The sequence below is a fragment of the Segatella copri genome, assembly GCF_051861805.1.
Taxonomy (GTDB): Bacteria; Bacteroidota; Bacteroidia; order Bacteroidales; family Bacteroidaceae; genus Prevotella; species Prevotella copri_M.
In genome coordinates this window covers 1,971,230-1,995,188 of the sequence record NZ_CP146520.1, presented here as the reverse complement: position 1 = coordinate 1,995,188, position 23,959 = coordinate 1,971,230, and the positions used below count along the sequence as shown (strand labels likewise).

The 23,959-nt window shown below is 45.8% G+C and carries 17 protein-coding genes; 5 read left to right on the top strand and 12 right to left on the bottom strand.

From position 1 onward, the window contains the following. Positions 1 to 4 precede the first annotated feature (4 nt). Complete coding sequence (locus V8Z93_RS07600) at positions 5 to 472, top strand: response regulator (RefSeq protein ID WP_439431163.1); 468 nt, start codon at positions 5 to 7, stop codon at positions 470 to 472. A gap of 11 nt (positions 473 to 483) precedes the next feature. Here V8Z93_RS07600 and pflA read toward each other — a convergent pair whose 3' ends face one another. Both pflA and pflB read right to left on the bottom strand, forming a co-directional pair. Continuing rightward, positions 484 to 1,209 (bottom strand): pyruvate formate-lyase-activating protein, encoded by a 726-nt coding sequence (pflA, locus tag V8Z93_RS07595; RefSeq protein WP_439431162.1) that lies wholly within the window; start codon positions 1,207 to 1,209, stop codon positions 484 to 486. 241 nt (positions 1,210 to 1,450) lie between these two features. Then, positions 1,451 to 3,697 carry a formate C-acetyltransferase gene (gene pflB, locus V8Z93_RS07590; RefSeq protein WP_439432839.1) on the bottom strand — a complete coding sequence of 749 codons (2,247 nt, stop codon included), beginning with the start codon at positions 3,695 to 3,697 and terminating at the stop codon, positions 1,451 to 1,453. 399 nt (positions 3,698 to 4,096) lie between these two features. On the opposite strand from pflB, the gene V8Z93_RS07585 reads away from it, so the two are divergent. Beyond that, positions 4,097 to 6,463 (top strand): beta-galactosidase, encoded by a 2,367-nt coding sequence (locus V8Z93_RS07585; RefSeq protein ID WP_439431161.1) that lies wholly within the window; start codon positions 4,097 to 4,099, stop codon positions 6,461 to 6,463. Positions 6,464 to 6,545: 82 nt separating this feature from the next. Here the strand turns inward: V8Z93_RS07585 and V8Z93_RS07580 are convergent, their stop codons facing one another. The 4 genes from V8Z93_RS07580 to V8Z93_RS07565 form a co-directional block, all read right to left on the bottom strand. Then, a complete protein-coding gene (locus tag V8Z93_RS07580; protein ID WP_439431160.1) occupies positions 6,546 to 8,606 on the bottom strand; it encodes a TonB-dependent receptor plug domain-containing protein in 2,061 nt (686 codons plus the stop codon). A 38-nt stretch (positions 8,607 to 8,644) separates the two neighbouring features. Further along, positions 8,645 to 9,454: an HmuY family protein gene (locus V8Z93_RS07575; protein WP_439431159.1), complete on the bottom strand. Its 810-nt coding sequence runs from the start codon at positions 9,452 to 9,454 to the stop codon at positions 8,645 to 8,647. Between the two features lie 88 nt (positions 9,455 to 9,542). Continuing rightward, positions 9,543 to 10,550 (bottom strand): hypothetical protein, encoded by a 1,008-nt coding sequence (locus V8Z93_RS07570; RefSeq protein WP_439431158.1) that lies wholly within the window; start codon positions 10,548 to 10,550, stop codon positions 9,543 to 9,545. 179 nt (positions 10,551 to 10,729) lie between these two features. Next, the gene (locus tag V8Z93_RS07565) at positions 10,730 to 11,713 is read right to left on the bottom strand and encodes a hypothetical protein (RefSeq protein ID WP_439431157.1); all 984 of its coding nucleotides are present in this window, start codon (positions 11,711 to 11,713) and stop codon (positions 10,730 to 10,732) included. Between the two features lie 297 nt (positions 11,714 to 12,010). On the opposite strand from V8Z93_RS07565, the gene V8Z93_RS07560 reads away from it, so the two are divergent. Then, a complete protein-coding gene (locus V8Z93_RS07560) occupies positions 12,011 to 13,675 on the top strand; it encodes a formate--tetrahydrofolate ligase (protein WP_203050545.1) in 1,665 nt (554 codons plus the stop codon). A gap of 105 nt (positions 13,676 to 13,780) precedes the next feature. On the opposite strand, the gene V8Z93_RS07555 is transcribed toward V8Z93_RS07560, so the two are convergent. Beyond that, positions 13,781 to 14,386, bottom strand: a complete 606-nt coding sequence (locus V8Z93_RS07555) for an epoxyqueuosine reductase QueH (RefSeq protein ID WP_439431156.1) — start codon at positions 14,384 to 14,386, stop codon at positions 13,781 to 13,783. 213 nt (positions 14,387 to 14,599) lie between these two features. Continuing rightward, positions 14,600 to 15,736, bottom strand: coding sequence for a metallophosphoesterase (locus tag V8Z93_RS07550; protein WP_203050540.1), 1,137 nt, complete (start codon positions 15,734 to 15,736; stop codon positions 14,600 to 14,602). A 445-nt stretch (positions 15,737 to 16,181) separates the two neighbouring features. Between V8Z93_RS07550 and V8Z93_RS07545 the strand changes: the two genes are divergently transcribed. Further along, a complete protein-coding gene (locus V8Z93_RS07545; RefSeq protein WP_439431155.1) occupies positions 16,182 to 16,931 on the top strand; it encodes a NigD-like protein in 750 nt (249 codons plus the stop codon). Between the two features lie 121 nt (positions 16,932 to 17,052). On the opposite strand, the gene V8Z93_RS07540 is transcribed toward V8Z93_RS07545, so the two are convergent. Beyond that, positions 17,053 to 17,559: a very short patch repair endonuclease gene (locus V8Z93_RS07540; RefSeq protein WP_439431154.1), complete on the bottom strand. Its 507-nt coding sequence runs from the start codon at positions 17,557 to 17,559 to the stop codon at positions 17,053 to 17,055. A 323-nt stretch (positions 17,560 to 17,882) separates the two neighbouring features. Between V8Z93_RS07540 and V8Z93_RS07535 the strand changes: the two genes are divergently transcribed. Beyond that, positions 17,883 to 18,350: a DUF6575 domain-containing protein gene (locus tag V8Z93_RS07535; protein ID WP_299334829.1), complete on the top strand. Its 468-nt coding sequence runs from the start codon at positions 17,883 to 17,885 to the stop codon at positions 18,348 to 18,350. Positions 18,351 to 18,477: 127 nt separating this feature from the next. Here V8Z93_RS07535 and V8Z93_RS07530 read toward each other — a convergent pair whose 3' ends face one another. The 3 genes from V8Z93_RS07530 to V8Z93_RS07520 form a co-directional block, all read right to left on the bottom strand. Continuing rightward, positions 18,478 to 20,865, bottom strand: coding sequence for a restriction endonuclease (locus V8Z93_RS07530; protein WP_439431153.1), 2,388 nt, complete (start codon positions 20,863 to 20,865; stop codon positions 18,478 to 18,480). Next, positions 20,865 to 22,529: an AAA family ATPase gene (locus tag V8Z93_RS07525; RefSeq protein WP_439431152.1), complete on the bottom strand. Its 1,665-nt coding sequence runs from the start codon at positions 22,527 to 22,529 to the stop codon at positions 20,865 to 20,867. The genes V8Z93_RS07530 and V8Z93_RS07525 overlap by 1 nt, the downstream gene beginning before the upstream one ends. Before the next feature lie 944 nt (positions 22,530 to 23,473). Then, the gene (locus V8Z93_RS07520; RefSeq protein ID WP_439431151.1) at positions 23,474 to 23,953 is read right to left on the bottom strand and encodes a hypothetical protein; all 480 of its coding nucleotides are present in this window, start codon (positions 23,951 to 23,953) and stop codon (positions 23,474 to 23,476) included. Between the last annotated feature and the right edge of the window lie 6 nt (positions 23,954 to 23,959).

Here is a 23,959-nt window from a genome sequence, read left to right as displayed (position 1 = left end):
GAGTATGAGTAAGTGTAGAGTTTTAATAGTAGATGACATTGCTGAAAACATAGCACAAATGGTGAATATGCTCAGCAATCTGGACATCGAAATCAAGAAAGCCTACGGTGGCAAGGAAGCCATCCAGCTGGTAGAAACCTTCAGACCTAACATCATCTTGCTCGACTTGATGATGCCAGAAGTTAATGGTTGGGATGTAATTGAGCATGTAAGAGCCCGTTACGACAAGAATGAAATGATTATCATCATCACCTCCCTGCTCAACAACAAGGACAACATTGATGAGTGTTACGAAATGGGTGTGAACGACTATGTGGAAAAGCCTATCATTCCGGGCCGCATCATCAGCTCAGTAGAGACCCAAATGCGAAATGTGAAGTTTGCAGAGTATGAGCCTAAGGCTGAGCAGCATCAGCTGAAGACACCGCCTGCATCAGTAGTAGAAATGGATCCAGCCAAGCATATTGGCTGAATCCATTGAAATTATTTTTGAAGTATCGCATTAGCATGATCAATGCGATCCTTTGAAGGAGACTCTATCCCTTGCAAAGGGTAAGGGATACCGAGTTTCTCGTACTTATATACACCCAGTGTATGATAAGGCAGGATATCTATGCGCTCGATGTTGGTGAGCGTATCCAGGAAGCTGCGCAGCTGCTGCAGATATTCATCCTTATCCGTGATGCCTGGAATCAGGACATGACGAATCCATACCGGCTTGTGTATATCGCTGAGATAGCGGGCACAATCGAGTATGTTCTTATTGCTATGAAGCGTCAGCTTGCGATGCTCTTCATCATTGATATGCTTGATATCAAGAAGAACGGTATCGGTAACGGCCATCAGACGCTCGAATTTCTCAAACATCTCCCCTTCTTTCCTAAAGGGTTGCGCCGAGGTATCAAGACAGGTGTTGATGCCACGCTGATGGGCTTTCTCGAAAAGTTCGATGAGAAAGTCTATCTGCATCAGGGCTTCTCCGCCGCTCACGGTGATGCCGCCCTTGTCTCCCCAATAACTCTTGAATCGCTCTGCCTTATCCAGCAAGTCATCGGCACTCCACTCTTCTCCTACCCCCGTCTTCCAGGAATCCGGGTTGTGGCAGAACTGGCAGCGCATGGGACAACCTTGCAGAAAGATCAAAAATCGGATGCCTGGTCCATCTACTGAACCAAAGCTCTCTATGCTGTGAACAAAACCTTTAGTCATTATAATCAAGCCTGCATTTTACGATAATCATTATAAGCCCATAAGGTAAATATACCTGCTAGCAAAGCAAAAAAGCCCATAAATATCAATAGTTCCATAACTTATTTTCCTTTCTTTTGAGACTAGAATGTTAAGCTAAATTGCCCGCTAAATATCCTCGGAAAGAAAATCTAGCGGGCAATCTATATGTTACAAAGAGACAAGAGAATTCTTCACTCTTCCCTCTTCATTCTTCACTTCCTTAGAGTCTCTCGTGAGCCTGACGAGCGATTACGTCGAGCTGCTGCTCACGTGTCAAGTCGATGAACTTAACAGCGTAACCACTTACACGGATGGTGAAGTTCTGGTACTCTTCCTTCTCTGGGTGCTCCATCGCATCCTTGAGCTTGTCGATACCGAATACGTTCACGTTCAGGTGGTGAGAACCCTGGTTGAAGTAACCATCCAATACACCTACCAATGTCTGGGCACGCTCCTCATCGTTGTGACCGAGAGCACCTGGACTGATGGTCTGAGTATTAGAGATACCATCGAGAGCATACTCGTATGGCAACTTAGCTACTGAGTTCAATGAAGCCAAAAGACCGTTCTTCTCTGCACCGTAAGATGGGTTAGCACCTGGAGCCAAAGGAGCACCGGCTGGACGACCATCAGGCATATTGCTGGTGTACTTACCGTATACTACATTTGATGTGATAGTCAAGATAGATGTAGTAGGCTCAGAATTGCGGTATGTATGATGCTTCTTGATCATGTTCATGAAGGTCTTGAGCAACCATACTGCAATCTCATCAGCACGCTCATCATCGTTACCGTAACGTGGGAAGTCGCCCTCGGTCTTGAAGCTGAGAGGGAAACCGGTCTCATCACGGATGATGTTTACCTTGGCATACTTGATAGCTGAGATAGAGTCAACCACGTGGCTGAAACCAGCGATACCTGTAGCGAAAGTACGACGAACATCTGTATCGATGAGCGCCAACTCTGCTGCCTCGTAGAAGTACTTATCGTGCATGTAGTGGATGAGGTTCAATGTCTTCACATAAACGCCAGCCAACCAGTCCATCATATCCATGAAACGTGGCATGAACTCCTCGTATGTCAATACATCACCCTCAACGGCGCGATACTTAGGACCGCACTGCTCGCGTGTCTTTGAGTCAACACCGCCAGAAACAGCGTAGGTCAAGCACTTTGCCAAGTTGGCACGTGCACCGAAGAACTGCATCTCCTTACCTGTCTGTGTAGCAGATACACAGCAGCAGATGCTATAGTCGTCACCCCAAACTGGGCGCATTACATCGTCGTTCTCATACTGGATAGAGCTTGTCTTTACAGAAATCAGAGAAGCGTAGTGCTTGAATGACTTTGGCAAGCGAGAGCTATAGAGTACAGTCAAGTTTGGCTCTGGTGAAGGACCCATGTTCTCCAATGTGTGGAGGAAACGGAAGTCGTTCTTGGTAACCATTGAGCGGCCATCCTGACCCATACCACCTACCTCGAGAGTAGCCCAAACTGGGTCGCCAGTGAAGAGCTCGTTGTATGAAGGGATACGAGCGAACTTAACCATACGGAACTTCATAACCAAGTGGTCGATGAGCTCCTGAGCCTCATCCTCGGTAAGAGTACCCTCGTTCAAGTCGCGCTGGATATAGATGTCGAGGAATGTAGAGATACGACCTACAGACATCGCAGCACCATTCTGAGTCTTCACAGCTCCGAGGTAACCGAAGTACAACCACTGAACAGCCTCGCGAGCGTTCTTAGCAGGCTGGCTGATATCGTAGCCATACAACTGAGCCATCTCCTTCAAGCCCTTGAGAGCCTTGATCTGCATAGCAACCTCTTCACGAAGACGGATAACGTCGTCGATCATCTCACGGTCGCCCATGTTAGCGAGGTCGTTCTTCTTCTCCTCGATGAGGAAGTCGATACCATAGAGAGCTACACGACGGTAGTCACCTACGATACGTCCACGACCGTATGTATCAGGAAGACCAGTAAGAATATGGTTATGACGCACGAGTTTCATCTCTGGAGTGTAAGCATCAAACACGCCGTCGTTGTGAGTTTTGCAATACTTGTGGAAAATCTCATGCAGTTTCTCTGATGGCTGGTAGCCGTATGTAGTACAAGCCTGCTCTGCCATCTTGATACCGCCGTATGGCATGAAGGCACGCTTCAAAGGCTTGTCGGTCTGCAGACCAACCACCTTCTCCAACTCCTTAGTACCCTCGCCGATGTAAGCAGCACCATAAGCTGTCAATCCTGAAACCACCTCGGTCTCCATATCGAGCACACCACCCTTGGCACGCTCTTCCTTCTGGAGCTCCTTCAACATACCCCAAAGGGTATTGGTAGCCTGAGTAGGTTCTGCCAGGAACGACTCGTCGCCATCGTAGCTTGTATAGTTGTGCTGGATGAAATCGCGAAGATTCACCTCACTCTGCCACAAGTTTCCCTTGAAACCTCTCCATTCTGTTTTCATCATTTTGATATCCTTATTTTATAAGTTAATAATATATTTATTTTGTACACACTATTCCTTTGTCATCAGCGGAATCTATATACCTTTTATAGATTATAAAATTCTGCTATCGTAATTTTCGATGCAAAGGTACTACAAAAAAACGAAAACAGAGAAGAAAACCCGATTATTTTCTCCTTTGCCCCCTAAAATCATCATTTATAAGTACACTTTCTGCACAAAAGAAATTCAATGTGCAATGTAGATATGCCACAAATCGGTCATGTGATTGCTTTTTTAACGAAAAGTACTCTTATTTGAACGATATTTCAACGTCGATAAGAGATTTTTTCAGTAATTTTGCAACCACATTCGAATCATATAAGAAGCAATTCAGAAATTAAAAGTAATTTAAGATATATGACTTTATCAACTACAATCAAGACACTCGCCTTTGCCTCTATGCTGGCTATGGCTCCATCACAGATGATGGCAGCACAGAAAGGCGGTACTTTCACTACAGGCGACAAGACTTTCCTACTCAATGGCAAGCCTTTCGTGGTGAAGGCTGCCGAGTTACACTACCCACGTATTCCTCGTGCCTACTGGGAGCATCGCATCAAGATGTGCAAGGCTCTTGGCATGAATACCGTCTGTCTCTATGTGTTCTGGAATATCCATGAGCAGGAGGAAGGCAAGTTCGACTTTACAGGTAATAACGATGTGGCAGCTTTCTGCCGACTGGTTCAGAAGAACGGCATGTATGTCATCGTTCGTCCGGGTCCATACGTTTGCGCAGAATGGGAAATGGGCGGTCTGCCTTGGTGGCTTTTAAAGAAGAAGGACATCCGCCTTCGTGAGCAGGATCCCTACTTCATGCAGCGTGTTGAAATCTTTGAGAAGGAAGTGGGCAAGCAGCTGGCTCCACTCACCATCCAGAATGGTGGTCCTATCATCATGGTACAGGTGGAGAACGAATATGGTTCTTACGGCAAGGACAAGCCATACGTGAGTGCCATCCGCGACATCGTTCACAAATCAGGCTTCGACAAGGTGAGCCTCTTCCAGTGCGACTGGTCATCCAACTTCCTGAACAATGGTCTCGACGACCTTACCTGGACCATGAACTTCGGTACAGGTGCCAACATCGACCAGCAGTTTAAGCGTCTCGGCGAGGTTCGTCCGAATGCTCCTAAGATGTGTTCTGAGTTCTGGAGCGGTTGGTTCGACAAGTGGGGAGCCCGCCACGAGACCCGTCCTGCCAAGGATATGGTAGAAGGAATGGACGAGATGCTGAGCAAAGGCATCAGCTTCTCTCTCTATATGACCCACGGCGGAACCAGCTTCGGCCATTGGGCAGGTGCCAACTCTCCTGGTTTCCAGCCAGACGTAACCAGCTACGATTACGATGCCCCTATCAACGAATGGGGATTGGCTACTCCTAAGTTCTACGAACTGCAGAAGATGATGGCGAAATACAACGACGGCAAGAAGTTGCCAGCCGTGCCTAAGGCTCCAATGCAGATCATCAAGGTGCCTGAGTTCAAGTTCACCGAGTACAAGCCTCTGAGCTATGGCATCGGAAAGGAGAAGGAAAGCAATGCTCCTCAGAGTTTCGAGGATATGAACATGGGATGGGGAACGATGGTTTACGAGACCCAGGTTCCTGCCATCGAAGGCATATCAACCCTCACCGGTGAGTTCCACGATTTTGCCCAGGTATATGTGAATGGTAAGTATGTTGGCAAGATAGACCGTGTGAAGAACGAGAAATCACTCGAATTGCCAGCCATACCACAAGGTGCTCAGCTCACCATCGTGGTAGAAGGTATGGGACGAATCAACTTCGGCCGTGCCATCAAGGACTACAAGGGTATCATCGGCAACGTAACCCTCACCACTCAGAAGGAGGATTGCGAACTTGCCCTCACCCCTACCCGATGGAACAACAGTACCATCGCTGATGATTATCAGACAGCAGTGAATGCACTCGCCATGCCAACCAACAAGATGCGTGGTCTGCAAAGCAAGGCAGGTTACTATTGCGGCTACTTCAACCTGAAGAAGGTGGGCGATACCTTTATTAATATGGAGGCATTCGGCAAGGGACAGGTTTATGTAAACGGACATGCCCTCGGCCGCTTCTGGCAGATTGGTCCTCAGCAGACCCTCTATCTCCCAGGTTGCTGGTTGAAGAAGGGCAAGAACGAGGTGATTGTTCTCGATGTAGTAGGTCCTAAGGGCGAAGCAGGCAAGCCAGGTTCTACCGTGGCTCCTACTGCTTTCTGCCAGGATCATCCGGAGCTCGACAAGCTGAATCTCGAAAAGAGCAACAAGCACAACGAGCCAGGTCATCGCATGGATCTCAATTCTGCGACTCCAGTATTGAAGGGTGAGTTCAAGGCTGGCAACGGCTGGCAGACCATCAAGCTCGACAAGCCTGTAACCGGTCGCTACTTTGCCATCCAGGCAGAAAGCAGCCAGAGCGGCGACAGCCAGATTGCCATCGCCGAGGTTTATCTTCAGGATGCCAACGGCAACCGCATCGACCGCAACAACTGGGTAGCCTTCTATGCCGACAGCGAGAAGGGCAATTCAACACTCGACAAGATGTTTGACCTTCAGGAGAGTACCTACTGGCAGACCGAAAAGGGAGCCAACTTCCCACACCTCGGCATCGTGGATATGGGCAAGGAGGTTACCATCTCAGCCTTCGAGTATTTGCCACGTGCCGAGCAGGGTGCTCCAGGCAGCGTGAAGGCATTCAAGCTCTATGTAAAGAAATAATAGTTTTATCATAAGTTAGTAGAGAATATATTGCGAAAGTTAGTTAGAATGATAAAGAGGCGAGTCGTGAGACCCGCCTCTTTTAAAACAACTTGTCAATATCTACAGATAATCCTACCTGAAGATTCACGCCATCGGTGATAGGACTGTTCAGATAATAATACTTCGGCTTATATCCGAAGAGATTATCCAGCGCCGCAGTCACCTTCACCGCCTTGCCGATGCGCTGCACCAGCGAAAGCTTCCAGATGGTGTAGGCAGGATAGCTCACCGTAAGGGTGCCCTCGCTTACATTATAATAGTTCTTATACTCCACATTCTCTACGCCCGAAAGATAGCGGCCGCTCAATCCGATGTTCAGACCATAGTTCTTGGTAAACTGATGGTCGTAATCCATGCGGGCATTGAAGGCATGCTCACGAGCCGGAATATACTGGTTGTTGATGGTGTTGCCATCCTTATCCTTCGCCAACTGCTCCTTGGTATAGGCATAGGTGAAGCGGGCAGAAAATCCGTTGTTCCATCGTGCCTGCACGCCTACCTCTCCTCCACACACGCTGTAGGAATCCAGATTGGTATAAGGCAGATAAGGCAACTTATCCTCTACACTCTTGAAATAAGGAGCCGATGTAGACAGCTTGTTCTTCACCTTATTATAATAGAGGGATGCCGTATAGTTGTAATGTCCCTTGGTGTATTCGGCAGAGAGATTGAAGTTGTGGCTCACTTCCGCCTTCAGATGCTCGTTGCCTTCCACAATCCAGATGCCGCTCATATCGAAGTTGTAGTATTTCTCCTTCAGCGATGGGGCACGGAAGCCCATACCGTAACCTGCTCTCAGCGAGAGATTGCGTATCGGGGTATAACGGAGATTCAGCTTCGGGGTAACATGAGAATCCTTACCATCCGAGAAATAGTCGTAGCGCAAGGCGCCCACCATCTCCCATTTTTCAGAGATGCGCCAGTCATACTGCGCAAAAACATCGAAGGTATCCTGCTTGCGGGTGCCATTGCTCAGATTGGTATTCATCAGATAGTCGTGCATATAGTCTGAACCGATGGTCAGCACGTCGCCGCCCTCGAATGCGTGGTTATAGAGCAGGCGGAACGTGTTCTGCACATTGCTGTAGTCACGGATATCCAGATGGCGAATCTTCTGATAATCAGACTTATCATACTGATCGAAGGCATAGTTCAACTGCAAGGCATCATCCGTAGTGATATCCCAATTCATCTTCAAGCCACCCGAGAAATCACGATAACGCTCAGGTAAATCGGCTGTTCTCACGGTTTCACGAAAGAAATAGCCGGCACGACCGGTGAGACTGAAGTTCTGGGTTGGACTCCATACCAGCTGGTTCTTGAAGTTGGCGGTCTTGTCGCCATAAACGGTGGCAATGACGCGGGTCACGGGATTCTCGGCGCTATGCACATCGTAATTATCCAGACGGTTGAAATTTGCCGTAAACATATTGTTCCAATGCTTGCTGTTCAGTCCGAAGGAAGCGCCATATCGCTGCTCGTTGTGCTTGGCAATTCTGCCGTTCACATTCAGCGTCCAGGGTTTCTTGCCCTTCTTGGTGATGATATTGATGACGCCGCCCGTGGCATTGCTGCCGTAAAGGGCAGAAGCCGCACCCTTCACAATCTCGATGCGCTCCACATTATCCATGTTCAATCGGGTGAAATCCACATCGTCCATCGTCTCTCCTGCCAGTCGCTCGCCATCTACCAGAAAGAGAACGCCCTGTCCGCCGAATCCGGAAAAGTTGAGATGGGTCTGCTGGTTCATCGCATAAGAGAACTCCACACCCGGCAATTCCTGCTGAAGCAAATCCTGCACATTGGTGGCATCGAGCTTGGCGATATCCTTGGAGCCAATCACTCGGGTCTGGATAGGTGTATCCTTCAGGAACTTAGGGGTGCGGGTGCCCGTAACCACCACCTCGGTGAGGTCAAACTGGCGACTGATGGAATCGAGATAAGCCTCGTAAGCCAGGGAGTCACGGATGCTCTTCTGGTCTACGCCCGGCACATTGTCATGGGTAGGCACATTGTCGGCGCTGGCAGAAAGAGCAGCGCCAGCCGGAAGAACCGCCATATTGGCTAATAATATCGAGTATAACAGATATTTCTTCTTCATTGTTTTCGTAAGGATACAATTAATATGGATACTTATAATTAATATGGATATTTATAATTGATGGTCATCCAGCACTTTACGCCTTTTGGCGAGAGATAGTTTTCAAGCTGGATAGCGGCGTATGTTCCATCCTTCAGTCGGAGGATGAACACGTGGTTGTTGAGCGAGAACGATGGCGGCATCGGTGGAATCTCCATCGAGAGCCAGGAAGACAACACCTTGTTTATGGCGATGCCCTGCGATGGCACGGAACCCAGAAGCATCTGCTCCTGACTATCCCAAACCTCATTCTCCGACCATTCATCTTCGGTAAACTGCTTGTTATGGAAGGCTTCGCTGGTTTCAGGCAACTGGTCCATGGAAGTATAGCTGGTTTCCAGAACGGCTCCGCCATTGGTACGCACATTGTTGCGATGAATGGCAAGGGTCCATTCGCTTGGTGCCCCCTGCTCGGCAGTAGGCACGAAATAAGTAAAGGTATTCTTCCTGATGCCTTCGCCGAAGACATCAAACCAATACATATATTGTCCAGCCTTTCTGCCCGCAGTGGCAGCAGCATGCCCGGCTTCCGATTCATCCTTCTCGCCCGTGGCAGTCATCGGGATGGGATAAGCCTCAAACTCGGTCTGCGCCTTCAGCAGGGCAGCCTCATCACCAGCCTCCGTCAGTTTCTGCAACTTTGGTAAATCCACGTAATACCAATCCGTCCAACTGGTGGCATTCATCACAATCTGTCCCTTAGCCGGCACAATCTCTTCCGGCTCATCATATATATCATCAAAAATACCGTTGCAGGCAGTAAGCATCAGCATGCCCAAGCCTGCAACGGTCATTTTCAGATGATTCATTTTTATCCAATTCGTCATCTATTCTTATTTGTATGATAATTGATACTCTATTTCCTGCGAAATATCGCTTTTTTGAAATCTTTCAGTTTTATTTCTTGAAATATTTCTTGCCGTTTACGATGACTACACCCTTGTAGCTCTCGCTGACAACCTGACCGTTGAGGTTGTACATCTTGCCATCGTTCTTCTTCTGAACATCGTTCTTGACAGAAGAGATGCCGGTAGCCGCGCTGTTGAAGCTTGAAACGATGCCGAAAGGCATGGCACCCATCTGGAAGGTGTTCACGATGTCGGTAATTTTGCTGCCGTTATACTTCACGAGGATGTTATTATCCTTCTGTGCATTGAACTCATAGTCGCCATCCATGGTCTTGTTGCCATTCTGCTCTGCTGTGAAGTGGAAGCTCAAGCCATCCTCCTTATAATCACGGTAGAAGCCACCCTTCTCCTCATCGTAGGTCAAGCCCTTCACGGTGTAAGTACCCAGAGTCAGGTTGCCCATCAGGGTGTTATCCAGTGTATAGGTAGGAACCTCAACATCCACCTTCTGCACATCGCCATCCATATACTTGCGTACATTGTAGGTTACGCCCTCGTTGGCATAAGGGAACATGCCGCCTACATTCACGTTGATAGCGCTGGTAACAGCCTTAACATAATAAGACTTGATGTTGTAAGTCATGGCAAAAGGCATGGCACCATACTGGAAGACAGCCTTCAAAGTAAGCGAATTGTCTGCCATGTTGTAAGTGCCAGAGATAGATGAACCTGTGATGTTCTTCTCTACGCCATCCACGGTAACCTTAGAAGTAAAAGCCTGGTCAGCCATAGTGATTACATGATTCTCGCCCATGGTGAAAGCCACGTTCTTGATGGTGAAGGAAGGAATGGTACCCATGCCCTTCATGGCAGGAAACGTGATGTTGCCAGCACTCATGCTAGCCATTTCAAACTTCACTGTATCACTGGCATTCTCAATATTCATAGTGGAAACATTAACAGATGAAGCACCTGCAAAAGTCAAGGCACCATGCATCTGTGCCATCATATTACCTGCCAACATTGTGGCGAAGACGAGAGTAAAGAATTTCTTCATATCTATTCTATTTTCTATTATTTGTTTATTAAAATTATTATATCTATTTTGTTTCACTTATCGTTTTGGGGGTGCAAAGGTACGGAGTTTCCTCCATACCTGCAATACCCATAAATAAGGATTCTCATCAATACCTACTTTTAGGTATCCAATGAAAGAAGCAACTCGAAAGAAGCTTCTTACTCCTTTATTTCAATCTCTCCCCCGTTATCCTTGGCGTTGTAAAACCAGAAACCGAGAATCAATCCTACAAAGACCAGCAGGATGCCTACCATCTCTGCAACATGGTTGCCCGGATCCACCCAAATCTCCTTGAAGAATCCGTTGCGGGCTGCAATCTCCACAGCCGTCCACAATACGATGACGTTGGCAAGCGACATGCGCAGGTTTCTACCCCAATGACCGATGTACAACTGCTTCTTGAAGATCATGCCCGAACCGATGAGACAGAGAATGCCGATGGCATAAGTCACAGGATGAGTGGTGCCGAGGAACACCGGGTCGTAGCAGAACATTAATAATAGGTATAAGCCCCACATCATGATGTTCCACTCCATAAAGGTAACGATGCTGGCATGATGAGCCATCGGACGAAGCTCTACATTGTTCTTCACGCCGCAATGATTCTGAATCCAACGGATGAAATTACAACCCGTCTTGGTGCAGAATATATACATCACCAGGAACATCATCCACATGCCGAAAGTGGCAGGCATAATGAGATATTCAGGACGAGAACCACGGATTTCCTTCAGTTCCGCACGGCCGAATTCCTCCAGCGGAGTGCCGTTGATGGTGTAAGTATGATGCACGCCGATGCCATTCACATATTCCGTGGCAGTCTCTACCACGCCATTGCCTACCAGGTCGCAATGCACACCATAGCGCTGGGCATAATAAGCCAGCAGGAACTCCACCCAGCCAGTCCAGAACAGCAGGGCACCCGCCATACCGAACACGGTCTGTTTGGTATCACCCTTCACGAACACACCCCAGATAGTAATCACCAGTCCCACGAAACCCATGGCAAAGGCAGAATAATGCAAGGTAGTAGGCTGCATGGTATGCTCCATGATAATCATCAGCGCATGGCCCAAAGGCATCAACAACAAGATAATCAATATAGACCCTATGGTCATTCCCAAGTTTTTTGTCTTCATCATGTTTTATTTCTATTTATTACTACTTATTACTATTTATACTGTTCATTATTATTTCAAATTGGGTTGCAAAGATACAACTATTTAGACTTTTTCGCAATACCTAGAAATAATGATTTGATTTCGCTCGGTTTATCACCATAAATGATGATTCAAATTCATCAGCCTCATTACGGGTAAGCTCCCCATAATTGATGATATAGCCTGATATTCCGCCCGTTTTGTTTTTTTTATACTTTCTTATGCCGCAATCTGAATACTTTTGCGTATCTTTGCACCACAAATACAAATTCATTATTTATGTTGACAGATATTGAAATAGCTAAATCAGTTAAACTGCGCCCTATCAATGAGGTAGCAGCAGAACTAGGAATTCATGAAGACCAGGTTGAAAACTATGGCCGCTACATTGCCAAGATTACTACTGGCGACATCGATCCTAACAAGTTCAAGAATCATCACCTTATCCTCGTTACCGCTATCAGTCCTACCAAGGCAGGTAATGGCAAGACCACCGTATCTGTAGGTCTCGCCCTGGGTATGCAGAAGATTGGCAAGAAGGCCGTTGTGGCTCTTCGCGAACCATCTCTGGGTCCTTGCTTCGGCATGAAGGGTGGTGCTGCAGGTGGCGGTTACGCCCAGGTTTTGCCTATGGATAAGATCAATCTCCATTTCACTGGCGATTTCCATGCCATCACTGAGGCTAACAACATGATTGCTGCCCTCCTGGATAACTACCGTTTCCAGCACGAGGCAGAGGGATTCAAGCTGAAGAAGATTCTCTGGCGCCGCGTGATGGACGTAAACGACCGTGGCCTCCGCCGCATCATCACCGGTATCGGCGATAAGAACGGCATCGAGACAGAGGCAGGCTTCGATATCACTCCTGCTTCTGAAATCATGGCTATCATGTGTTTCGCAACTAGCGTTGACGACCTGCGTCGCCGCATCGACAATATTCTCCTCGGTATCACTGAGGATGACAAACCATTCACCGTCAAGGATATGGGTGTAGGCGGAAGTATCGTGGCCCTGCTCCTCGATGCCCTGAAGCCAAACCTGGTTCAGACCACAGAGGGCACTCCTGCCTTCGTTCACTGCGGTCCGTTTGCCAACATCGCCCATGGCTGTAACTCCGTGATGGCTACTGCTGCCGCTCTGGAGTATGGCGACTATGCCATTACAGAGGCTGGATTCGGTGCCGACCTCGGTGCAGAGAAGTTCTACAACATCAAGTGCCGCAAGACCGGTCTGCAGCCAGACCTCACTGTGCTCGTGGTAACACTCCAGGCATTGAAGATGCATGGTGGCGTATCTCTGGAAGATATCAAGAAGCCAAACGTAGCTGGCATGGAGGCTGGTTACTGGAATCTCGACAAGCACGTGAAGAACCTGCAGAGCTTTGGTCAGACCGTGGTTATCGCCTTCAACAAGTTTGCTACCGATACCGACGAAGAGATTGATGTATTGCGCAAGCATTGCGAGGAGATGGGTTGCGGATTCGCCGTGAACAGTGCCTTCGCCGAGGGTGGCAAGGGTGCGATGGAATTGGCAGAGCTGGTAGTGAAGACCATCGATGAGCATCCATCTGCTCCTCTCTACTTCACCTACGATGACGATGAGCCAGTGGAGAAGAAGATTGAGGATGTAGCCTTCAACCTCTATGGTGCCGGCAGCGTTACCCTGAGCGATTCTGCCAAGGCTATGATTGAAGAAATCAAGAAGTTGGGTGCAGAGAAGTTCCCTATCTGTATCGCCAAGACCCAGTACAGTTTCTCTACCGATGCCAAGGCATACGGCCCTACAGATGGATTCGAGCTCCACGTTCGCGACATCACTGTGAACATGGGTGCCGAAATGATTGTAGTCATCGCTGGTCCTATCATGCGAATGCCAGGTTTGCCAAAGAGCCCACAGGCAGAGCGCATCGATGTGGTAAATGGCGAGATTACAGGTCTTTCTTAAGTCCCACAGATTTCACAGATTCACACAGATTTTTATATAAAACAGATCGCCCTGAAAGAGCAAAAGCTTTCGATAGACAATGCTTTTGCCTTTCAGGGCGATTTCTTATCTCATGCTGAATTCACAACCGCAATATAGCTGGTTGTAGAAATCATTCTCTTTCAATAATTCTCCTCGGCGATTCTGCAAACCGCCTTTTCTCCAGTTCATATCCCACCACTCTACATCTGGGCATCCCTCAACGGCGATATGTCCGGCAGCATCAATCTGCTTGATGTTCTTCCATCTCGAAGAAGCCAGCGTTGTGGTAAGTAGATGGAAACCATGCTCCTGCGCATACTTGGCCGCATGCTTCAGGCGATAGAGGAAACAAGCCGAGCAGCGGCTTCCCCTTTCCGGTTCATTCTCCAAACCCTTGATGTTGGAAAGCCATTCCTCATGGTCGTACTCATCCTCCACGTATGGCACGCCCTGCGCCTCCAGGAATCGCATCAACTCGTGCTTGCGAATCTCAAACTCCTGCTGCGGATAGATATTACTGTTGCTGAAATACACCGTAGGCTTCATACCATTACGAAGCATACACTCCACGATGGCAGACGAACAAGGGGCGCAACAGGCATGCAGCAATACGGCATGACCATCGGCCTTGCTTCCATCAGGGAGAGAAAGTTTCACGAATTTATATTGTTCTTCTACTGGAATCTTCATTTTTATTTTGAACTTTAAACTTTGAACTTTTTACTAAAAAAAACAAATGGAGTACAATCTCTCGACACCCCCCATTTGCCCAAATATATGCGAAAACTAGTGCAAAGTTACGATTATTTTCCGAATCACCAAATTTTTAAGCGATGATTTTTCAAATTAATCTGTTTTTCTCGCCTTTTTTACCAAGGCTTAACACTTTGCGCCAGTTTTTAACTATCGTAGCTCTCGCTTCAGGGTAATCACGGTCATTTCAGGCCATGCTCCCAAACGGAACGGGAAGGTACCGCCCAGGCCTGCAGATACATAAAGCAACTGCCTGCCCTGCCAGTATTCGCCGCCCCACTCCTTGAAAGCCATCTTGGCAGGAGTCAGATTGCCTATCTTCAACTGTCCGGCATGAGTATGACCAGCCAGTGTCAGGTGGGCACCCGTCTTCTGCACCTCTCTGCGCCAATGATGCGGGTCGTGGGTCAGCACAATCTTAAAGGCATCCTTCTCTACCCCCTTCATCGCCTTCTTCAGATTACTGCGGTTGGTAAACGGCGGCTGTCCCGCATTCTCCACACCGATAATCTCTATCGAAGCCATGCCATGCGATATGGTGAAATGCTCGTTCATCAGCTGGTGCCATCCCATCTGCTCCTGCAGACTGAACAGCAGTCGTCTGTTCTTTTTCAAATCCCTGATGCCATGATGCGTATTGTATTCGCAATAGTCGTGGTTTCCCCACACCGAGAAGATGCCATCGGGCGCATGCAGTTTCTTCAAATCATCCACATAAGCCTCCACCTCGCTGGCATCATTGTTCACCAGGTCGCCGGTAAAGAGCATCATCTCCACCCCCTCGGCATTGGCACGTTCTACCACCTGCTTCACGAAGTCAGAACCCTTAGGGAAGGTACCCAGATGGAAATCGCTGAAATGCAGAATCTTGTATCCGTCGAAATAAGGAGGAAGATCGGGCGATGAATAAGTAACATATTTCACCTCCAGCCGCTTCCAGCCCGCCACGAAGCCAAAGAGGAACCACCCCATCACAGCCAGCGCCGGCAAGATGGCGAAGAACCAAGGCATGATGAAATCGAAGAGGATGAACACCACCTTCGGCATCACGGAGAAGAGAATCAGCGTGAAGAGCACCCTCACTGACTCCCGATGAAACTTGCCCAGCTGCAGTCCCATCTCGGCAAGGAGGATGAGCAGCGTGGGAACCCACCAGAGGATGGCAAGCGGCAGGGGCCATTCGCTCACTCCGATATGCCAGAGCCACATATCGGGAACCATCGAAAACGCCACGACGCCCACGACATACAATATCGATCGAAATATCTTTTTTATAATCTTATTCATATACCTATTATTATAGATAGCAGCATCTGGTTTATTACAGATTGCTACATCTTGCTGCAAAGGTACTGCAAAACGGAGACACTACAAAATAAATCCCCATTTTTTTATCCTACAAGGCATAATATTCCATTTATAATGCAAGCCCATAAAACCCACTTCTCCTTATTTAACTTTCTTTTGCTAAATCTCACGCAAGTTTTTCCTTCTTTCTTCATTTTAAAGACAGAAAACAATATCAAGCATGCTGATATTATTTCTAAGCTAGGGGATAACGAAAGGGCGAAAAGGAAACAAGCAAGCCATTCCCCACACGCCCTGAAAGGGCAGAAGCACCTAGCCCAGGGTAACACCCTGGGTAAAGACAAATTTCCCCTGGCGCCCTGAAAGGGCAAAAGCTTTAAAAACAAGTAAGAATTAATAAAGAAAAGAAAGGAAAAGAATAAGTATGAGAAAAATAGATTTCAAGAAGGCGTGGCTGGCAGTGGCACTGCTCCTGTCAGCCCTCACCTTCCAATCGTGCAACAACGACGATGACACCGATTGGGATCGTATTTTACCAAACGCATTGGTAACAGTAAAACAGAATGGCGATGCCTGCTATTTGCAGCTCGACGACAACACTACGCTGCTCGCCAAGAACCTCAACAAGCCATTCGGCGACAAAGAGGTGCGTGCACTCGTCAACTACTCCGTCACCAATGAGATGAACGACAAGTACAACCAGGTGGTTCATGTAAACTGGATAGACAGCATTCTGACCAAGAAGCCAGTACCATCTCTGGGTTCCGACGAAGCAAACAGCGAGAAATATGGCAACAACCAGGTAGATATCGTTCGCGACTGGGTAACCGTAGCCGAGGATGGCTATCTCACCCTCCGCTTCCGTGCTCTCTGGGGAGGTCAGAAGCCTCATTACATCAATCTCGTAACAGGAGTAAACCCAGAGAATCCATACGAGGTAGAACTTCGTCATAACGTAAATGGCGACCCTCAGAACTACTGGCGTGATGCCCTGGTAGCCTTCAATCTCAACGAAGCCCTGCCAGATACCAAGGGCAAGACGGTGAAGCTCACCATCCGCTGGCGTTCAAGCCAAGGCTACAAGAAGGTAGATTTCGACTACTGCTCCCGCAAGTCCATCACCAGCACCAGGATGCTGGAAGGCTATAGCGAAGCTGGCGAAAGCATCAGATAAAAGAAAGATCTGAAAAGGAAAAGGATATATGGAATAAAAGGAAATAAGGAAACAAAGAATCCCCTGATGACAACTCCCCCATCGGAGTTCATCAGGGGATTTTTGTATTTATTAGTAGTTACTAATCCCGATGCCTTGGTTTAGGCTCCGCTACCATTGCCGGTTTTTCTTCCGGCAATTCATACCTCCTAATATGATGATCTTCCAGGAAGATATGGTTCAGGGTAAAAGCCAGCGACTCCAGAGTCTTCTCTCTGACAGCCGGTTTCAGTTCGCATTCCCAGATAACGATGGTATGCCATCCCATTTCAGCCAACCGATGCAGCACCTCATGGTCCCGTTCCCGGTTCCTCCTGATTTTATCCTGCCAGAACTGGGTATTCGATTTCGGCATCACATAATACCTGCACCCTTCATGTCCATGCCAGAAGCATCCATTCACCAGAATGCAGGTACGATACTTCCTGAGCACAATATCCGGTTTTCCCGGCAACCGTGGATGATTGAGCCGATACCTGAATCCTCTAGCCCACAGGAACTTCCTTACAAGAATCTCCGGTTTGGTATCCTTGCCCTTGATTGCCGCCATGTTGTTGTGGCGCTGTTCTATGGTCATTTTATCTGGCATACGCTTTATTTATTAAAACATCTTTTTTCTAATCCAATCACGCCATTCGATACAAAATTAATCTTTTCTCACGAAAACACAAAAGAAAAAGGCCAAAAACTTGCATAAAAGAGAAATATTTCTTATTTTTGCAGCAGATTTAAAACATAAAAAGATGGAAATATATAAGTATCAAGCAGAAATAGACGCATTGATACAACAAGGACTAAAGTGACTAACAACGATAGCAACATTACTACACCTGCTAGTAACGGGCATTATAACTTGTTTGAATTCCCATCATGTGACTTATCCAAAACATTTAAACTAGAGGAGGGAAAATTATGAAAACAATAAAAGGTATTTGCATCAAGAAGCGCAATTTCGATAAATTCAAGAAGGTGGCCGATCTGATATATTTCGATGGACCATTGTTGTCACACTACGTAACCAACAAAGGTGATAACTATCTCTTCTATTGGATAGACCAAGACGATACTGCCAACCGCTGGATGTTCATCAGAACCGATTACGATAATATACAAAAGTATACGAATAAAAAGCAAACATTGCGTAACGTATTAAGTTCGCCATTAGACGACATTGTATATACAGTCGATATTGATGAAGAAGGCAATCATCACAACTTCCAGGCCCACTCCATAGAAGATCTTCCAGAGGATTATCTCCCTACAGAGGATTCTTATTATGAATTTGAGCCAGAAGATGTAAACAAGGAGAACTTATCCATAGCAGAAATGAGCGGCAAGAAACTCGACTGGTTCCGCAAGGTCTGTGCTGCTATGCTATAGTCACCTTTCCCCCCACACGCCCTGAAAGGGCAGAAGCTCCTAGCCCAGGGTAACACCCTGGGTATAAGCGCAGTCTGCCTTGCGCCCTGTAAGGGCAAAAGCATGATGGCACAGCTCTAAAAACAAACTATTTTTTTCTATATCCCATCAGCTTTTCTGCCGTCGTAAACATCGGTTCACCAGGAACATAACTATCAAACTCCTTCAGATGCGCAGCCTTTAAATCAAGAAACAGCCTTCTGATATCAATCTTTCCGATATTCACCTCCTCGTCAAAACGATAGAAGAAGTAATTACGTTTCGTCTCACTATCCATCCCTTCGGCAGCCTCCATCGGATACCAAGTCTTGCGCATTCTCTCCTCAGTCACCTTGCTCGCAGTATCCTTTACATGAAACACCCTATATTCACCGGTTTCTTCTACTCCATCAGTATAGAGTATCACAAAATGCACATTCTTCTTTTCATAGAAATATGCAGTATGAGCACCATCACGAGCCTCATCTTCCTTAAGTTTCAAACGCACATTATAAACCAGACTTCCCTTGTCATTATTGCCAAGAATCCACCGCAGGTGTTCTTCCGACTTGTAATAACCCACCAGGATACCACGGTTCAAATCACGCTCCAGATAATGCACAGTAAGCCATGGTGGTGAAGCCAATGGCAATCCAAGCTCATGCTCCAGTGCCGGCCTCAACACTTTTTCTGGGTCCTTACCCATATTACACTCATCAATGATGAAGTCTTCCTTCAACTCATAAAACTGCCCCTCTGTCTCTTTCCATTTATTCAAAGGACGAGCATACGCAAAATACACTTCCCTGTCATCACCATAAGGCTTAAACACCCTACCATTCAACTCATAGAAATGCTTCTGCATATACAGCTCACCATCTACACCAAGCTTTGCTCTCATGGCATAGATGCGATAATTTTTCTGAATCACCTCCCTAATCTCGTTACGGAAGATGTCTCTCACCTTTCTCTTCCACTGCGTCTTTTCGTTGGCCTTGTTTCGAGCATAAAGGAAAAGCACATACAGAAAGTTAACATCATATTGTGACAGGAAGAGCGTATCACGGTCAAAGAGTCTGTCAGGGAACTGATACGATACCGTGGTGCAATGCTCACCCTTACCATTACAATGCTTGCGGATATTCTTCTCGCCTGCATTATATCGGTGGTCATCATACACAAAACCACTGATAAAGAAGTTAGGTATCACATCATAACCCTCGGTAGCTTCAGCATCCTGCAGATGGATATCTTTGTATTTCTCCTTGTCTTTCGTCCTGTTTTTCCTATCTTCATCATCAAAGGCAGTATCATCCGAGAGGAACAGGTTGATGTTCCACTGTATCACGTTTCTAGCATAAGTATATTGCTTATAGATAGATTCCGATGTCAATGGATGCCCATTCTTATAGTACTTGCTGTCACCGATGTAATACACCTCACGGCTAGCCTGTGCGTCATTAGATGTCAAAGCCAAATCCGTATAAAGATGATCCACCCGCTTTCCATCTTTCTGGTCGGCAAGTCCCTTTGGAATATCGGTATGCGGCGTACCTATCAAATCATCTATCATTGCTTCGAAAATGATATTGAAATTCTTGGCAAGAATATATTCCTGGGCATGCGCATTGATTGCTATACGGTAAGAGTTCTCGAAGAAGGCATAGCACATATCCCAAAGTTGCAGCGCCTTGTCCGAGAAATACTTATATTTTATCTGCATGAGCCTCATCTTACCCATACCCTTCAGATATTCCTTGAATTGCTTACCGGTAATCAATTCATACTGAATATTGATAGGTGTCTGAAATCCATACTCTTCGTTCAGATAGTTCAGAATACTATAGTAGATAACAAACAGTTCCTCCTCATAGTTCACGATACGTTTCTTATTGACAAGTTTCAGATATACAGGCGCTCCATTCTCCTGCATAAAGGCAGAAGAATGACTGATGGTCTTCGTCCAGTTAATCTTATTATTACCCCGATGCAGGTTCTTGACGGTGAAAAGCACGAAGTTACGATTCTCCTGATTAAACCTGATCAGCGAAAGAACGATGTCGAGATAAGTATTCGTATGCTGTCGCTTACCTTTTCCTGTTCGGGTAATGTGCTTATACAGGATGGCCTTGCTGTTGGGGTTTGCCTTGTAGAATACACTCAGCGCACGATATACCCAAACAGAGAATTCGTAGATAAACTTACGATATTCACGGCTCAGTTTTTTCTGCTTTTCAGGAGTCATTACCTGCTCTGGGCTTACAGTTTCTCCATTTTCCAAAGTCACCCCAGCCAGCACTTCCTGTTTCTTTTGAGGATCATCTCTCAAGAGCACCTTTGGCAGAATAAAGACACAATCTCTGAGCTGTGGATTATAGAAATAACCCACATACTGCACGCTCACCTTCTTATCCACATCCTGCAGCACATAGATGTCCTTCAGGATTTTCTCTACAGTAGAGCTTTCATACTGATGTTCCTCAAATAGAATATACATTATTCGTTCTCCGTATTATTATTTTGCCATTTCATTATTTTCTTCAGGAAGTCAACCAGTCTCACTGTATTGACCTGCTCTCCTTCCTCATCATAGAAATCAGCGAAGGCAAGGTCTTTATCCATTTTCTTGCCATCCTTCTCCTCCTGATAGGTAAAGAGCGAAGCATCTTCGAAGCCATAATCTTTAAATACATCGTTCCAGAGATAGAATATCACCTTACCCACCAGCGTATCAGCCGTAATGATGGTAGGTTTCTCGTCTGTCTCGTTAGCCTTCTTAGATGGCTTGCAGAAGAAATACCCCAACTGCTTATCGGCACTGGAGGTCATGGAAGCGATGATTTCATTCACCTTCTGGATAAAATCCCACCAAGGGAGCTTTGTTTCCTCTTTTATAATCTTTACAGGTTCACCATTCACACCCTCTATCTGGATGTTCCAATCTAACTTCTTGCCGTCCTTATCCTTACCAGGCTTAATCTTGATGTACTTCCAGTCCCAGCGACGCTTAAAGGCAGAATCGATTGGGAAAAGACTCTGGTCGCTGGTGTTCATGGTAGCAAGAATACTCATGTTAGTGGGCAGAGCCATGAAGCCAAACCAATCCCTATCAGGGTATCTATCGTTACCCTCCTTATCCAAGCCAAATCTCTTGTTCATAGTCGCAGCATACCCAGGGATACGAAGTTCTTTCAGATGTTCTGCAATATCCGTATCAGCCTTGATAGGATAAGTACTCCATCCGTCTCCACTTCTATCCAAGAGCTGGAAGATATCACCAAACACCTGGGCACAGTTACCACGATTAATCTCCTCGATAACCAGGGCGATTTCCTCCTTTGGATTCATCCAGGCTTGCTTGTAAGCCTCCAGGAAAGCCTGCTCCACAAACTCATAAGTCAAATCGTTGGTACCTTTTATCTTATGTGGCTTGTAGCATCCCACAAAAGTAGCATAGTCGCTATCAGGGTGGAAGGTGGTACGGATGCAAGTAATCTTACCTTCATCCTCTTCCTTCTTGATGGTATGCGATTTACCTGTACCAGGAGCACCATAGAAGATGATTTGACGAGGGGTGAAATCACCAAATTCCAGGGGACCGTCCTCGGGTTCTTCCAATGGCATAGTTGAATCATTTTTCAACAATTCAACAAATGCATCATAGAACTTGCGGAGATTCTCATTTGGTTCCTGTCCGTCATATAAGCCAAGGTCATCCAAAGACACAACATCTTTAGTAATTCTTTCTTTAGAAGGTTCAAGATATTCTACTAGTTTCAAAGAAATGATAGTATCACCATTCCAGTTGGCAAGCACATTATGCCCAGTACTATCCCAATGTAGATAAGCGGCATTTCCTTTAGGTCCCTGTCCATGTACAGCGATACAAATTCTACCAGCAGAATATTGCTCCCATGGCTCTATCTGCTTTTGAATATTACCCCCATTGTAACCTTGCCCTGACTTTCTAAAAGAATCATTCTCTACAAATGGCTTCAAATACTCCTCGTAGCCTTTAACTGTCTCATCACCAGTAACAACATATTGAAGATGGGCACAGAAATACTCTAGGAGATGCTTGAACTTAACGTAGTCAGAAGTTTCTTCACCATTTACATTTTGTATGATCTCAAAACTTTCTGGATTATTAATCTCCCACATTTCATGAGTTCCTTGAGCATTACGATACACATACTTTTTGCCAAAGCAATCAGATACAAACTTGACAAAATCAGGAACCATTAACTGGGTATCTTTTCCTTTAGAATCTTTTCCCGGAAACCAATCCACATAAAGATACAATTCCCTCCCATCTACATAGAATGGATCTGTGTACCATCTTCTTCCATTATTTGTCGAATTACGAGTATTTATTTCCGTTATGTCGGCAAACATAAACATATTCTGCAACTTATATGCATCATCTTTTTTAATAGAGACTGGCACATTAGATTCTTTTGTATTAAAATAGGGGAGCATTTTGTCCAACTCACCCATCATACGAAAATAATCCAAACATAAATGTACAAAAGTTCTATGTTCTTTAGATATTGCAATAAGTCTATTCTCGTGTGAAGTATCATACGTTGAATCTATTATAGCAAGCAATTTTTTGAAAGAACGAATTTTAGTTAGCAATCTAAAATATTCTTCCTTTGATGCTGTATATACAGATAAAGATTGACTATTTCCAAAAATATCCTCCAAACCCGAATAATCCTCAGATTTATTGTTTAAAAGCCAAAATACAGGGGTTTGATTTTCCAATGCAAACCACACAAGATACCAGTCAACTTTATCATTAGATGCAATATTTCTAATTTGCTTTACTACTGACTTTACAGGTGTATTTGTTTGAGAATCAACCTTAGTACTTCTCTTATTACCAATCTTACTAAACGCACACTCCACAAACGAACATGACTGATTTACAACAAGAATACCATCCTGCTGCACCGGAGTATTTGGCAGATAGGTTAAAACCTTCTCAGAAAGTCCTATGTGAGTTTGACCACTAGGAGAGTTCTCTCTATTCAACTCTGCATCAGAGAGTTTCTTTACGCCGATAGAATATTCTTTATATAATGTTATCATATCTCTTATTGTTAAATGTAAAACGGTATCAATCTCAATTCAAAGCAATCATCTCCCATTTCGAAATCTAATGCAGAAGAAAATTCGACCAGGAAATCACGAATCGTGAACCCTTTTTGCTTCAAGTTTTTTAAATAAATTCTTCCATCCTTTCTTCGATACAAAGTAACAGTATACTCCTTAAAATCATTATTGCCAAAGAAACTATCTATGGCACATAAGAGTTTCTCAAAGATAGGATTCCCTACTTTTATTTTTATACTTTCTCTAGATGTACTTCTATACAGAGGAAGCTGAGACTCAATAAAACTTAAAGCATCAACATAGTCCTTCTTATAAATGCGAAAAGTTATTCCACATTCTTCACCAGAATCTACCATGCCATAGGAAAGATAGTCGAATATTTCACTACTCAAATTAATACTCGTCTCCCCAGAACATCCAGCGGTTTGCTTCCACCCACTGTCTTGACGCCGAATTTTCTTTACCATTCCCAT

Excerpts from the sequence above, each read along its gene's own strand:
- V8Z93_RS07540 (WP_439431154.1), bottom strand. The coding sequence starts at position 17,559 with ATGCCAGATAAAATGACCATAGAACAGCGCCACAACAACATGGCGGCA.
- V8Z93_RS07585 (WP_439431161.1), top strand. The coding sequence starts at position 4,097 with ATGACTTTATCAACTACAATCAAGACACTCGCCTTTGCCTCTATGCTG.
- V8Z93_RS07565 (WP_439431157.1), bottom strand. The coding sequence starts at position 11,713 with ATGATGAAGACAAAAAACTTGGGAATGACCATAGGGTCTATATTGATT.
- V8Z93_RS07550 (WP_203050540.1), bottom strand. The coding sequence starts at position 15,736 with ATGAATAAGATTATAAAAAAGATATTTCGATCGATATTGTATGTCGTG.
- V8Z93_RS07555 (WP_439431156.1), bottom strand. The coding sequence starts at position 14,386 with ATGAAGATTCCAGTAGAAGAACAATATAAATTCGTGAAACTTTCTCTC.
- pflB (WP_439432839.1), bottom strand. The coding sequence starts at position 3,697 with ATGAAAACAGAATGGAGAGGTTTCAAGGGAAACTTGTGGCAGAGTGAG.
- V8Z93_RS07525 (WP_439431152.1), bottom strand. The coding sequence starts at position 22,529 with ATGTGGGAGATTAATAATCCAGAAAGTTTTGAGATCATACAAAATGTA.
- V8Z93_RS07545 (WP_439431155.1), top strand. The coding sequence starts at position 16,182 with ATGAGAAAAATAGATTTCAAGAAGGCGTGGCTGGCAGTGGCACTGCTC.
- V8Z93_RS07570 (WP_439431158.1), bottom strand. The coding sequence starts at position 10,550 with ATGAAGAAATTCTTTACTCTCGTCTTCGCCACAATGTTGGCAGGTAAT.
- V8Z93_RS07530 (WP_439431153.1), bottom strand. The coding sequence starts at position 20,865 with ATGTATATTCTATTTGAGGAACATCAGTATGAAAGCTCTACTGTAGAG.
- V8Z93_RS07575 (WP_439431159.1), bottom strand. The coding sequence starts at position 9,454 with ATGAATCATCTGAAAATGACCGTTGCAGGCTTGGGCATGCTGATGCTT.
- V8Z93_RS07580 (WP_439431160.1), bottom strand. The coding sequence starts at position 8,606 with ATGAAGAAGAAATATCTGTTATACTCGATATTATTAGCCAATATGGCG.
- V8Z93_RS07600 (WP_439431163.1), top strand. The coding sequence starts at position 5 with ATGAGTAAGTGTAGAGTTTTAATAGTAGATGACATTGCTGAAAACATA.
- pflA (WP_439431162.1), bottom strand. The coding sequence starts at position 1,209 with ATGACTAAAGGTTTTGTTCACAGCATAGAGAGCTTTGGTTCAGTAGAT.
- V8Z93_RS07560 (WP_203050545.1), top strand. The coding sequence starts at position 12,011 with ATGTTGACAGATATTGAAATAGCTAAATCAGTTAAACTGCGCCCTATC.
- V8Z93_RS07520 (WP_439431151.1), bottom strand. The coding sequence starts at position 23,953 with ATGGTAAAGAAAATTCGGCGTCAAGACAGTGGGTGGAAGCAAACCGCT.
- V8Z93_RS07535 (WP_299334829.1), top strand. The coding sequence starts at position 17,883 with ATGAAAACAATAAAAGGTATTTGCATCAAGAAGCGCAATTTCGATAAA.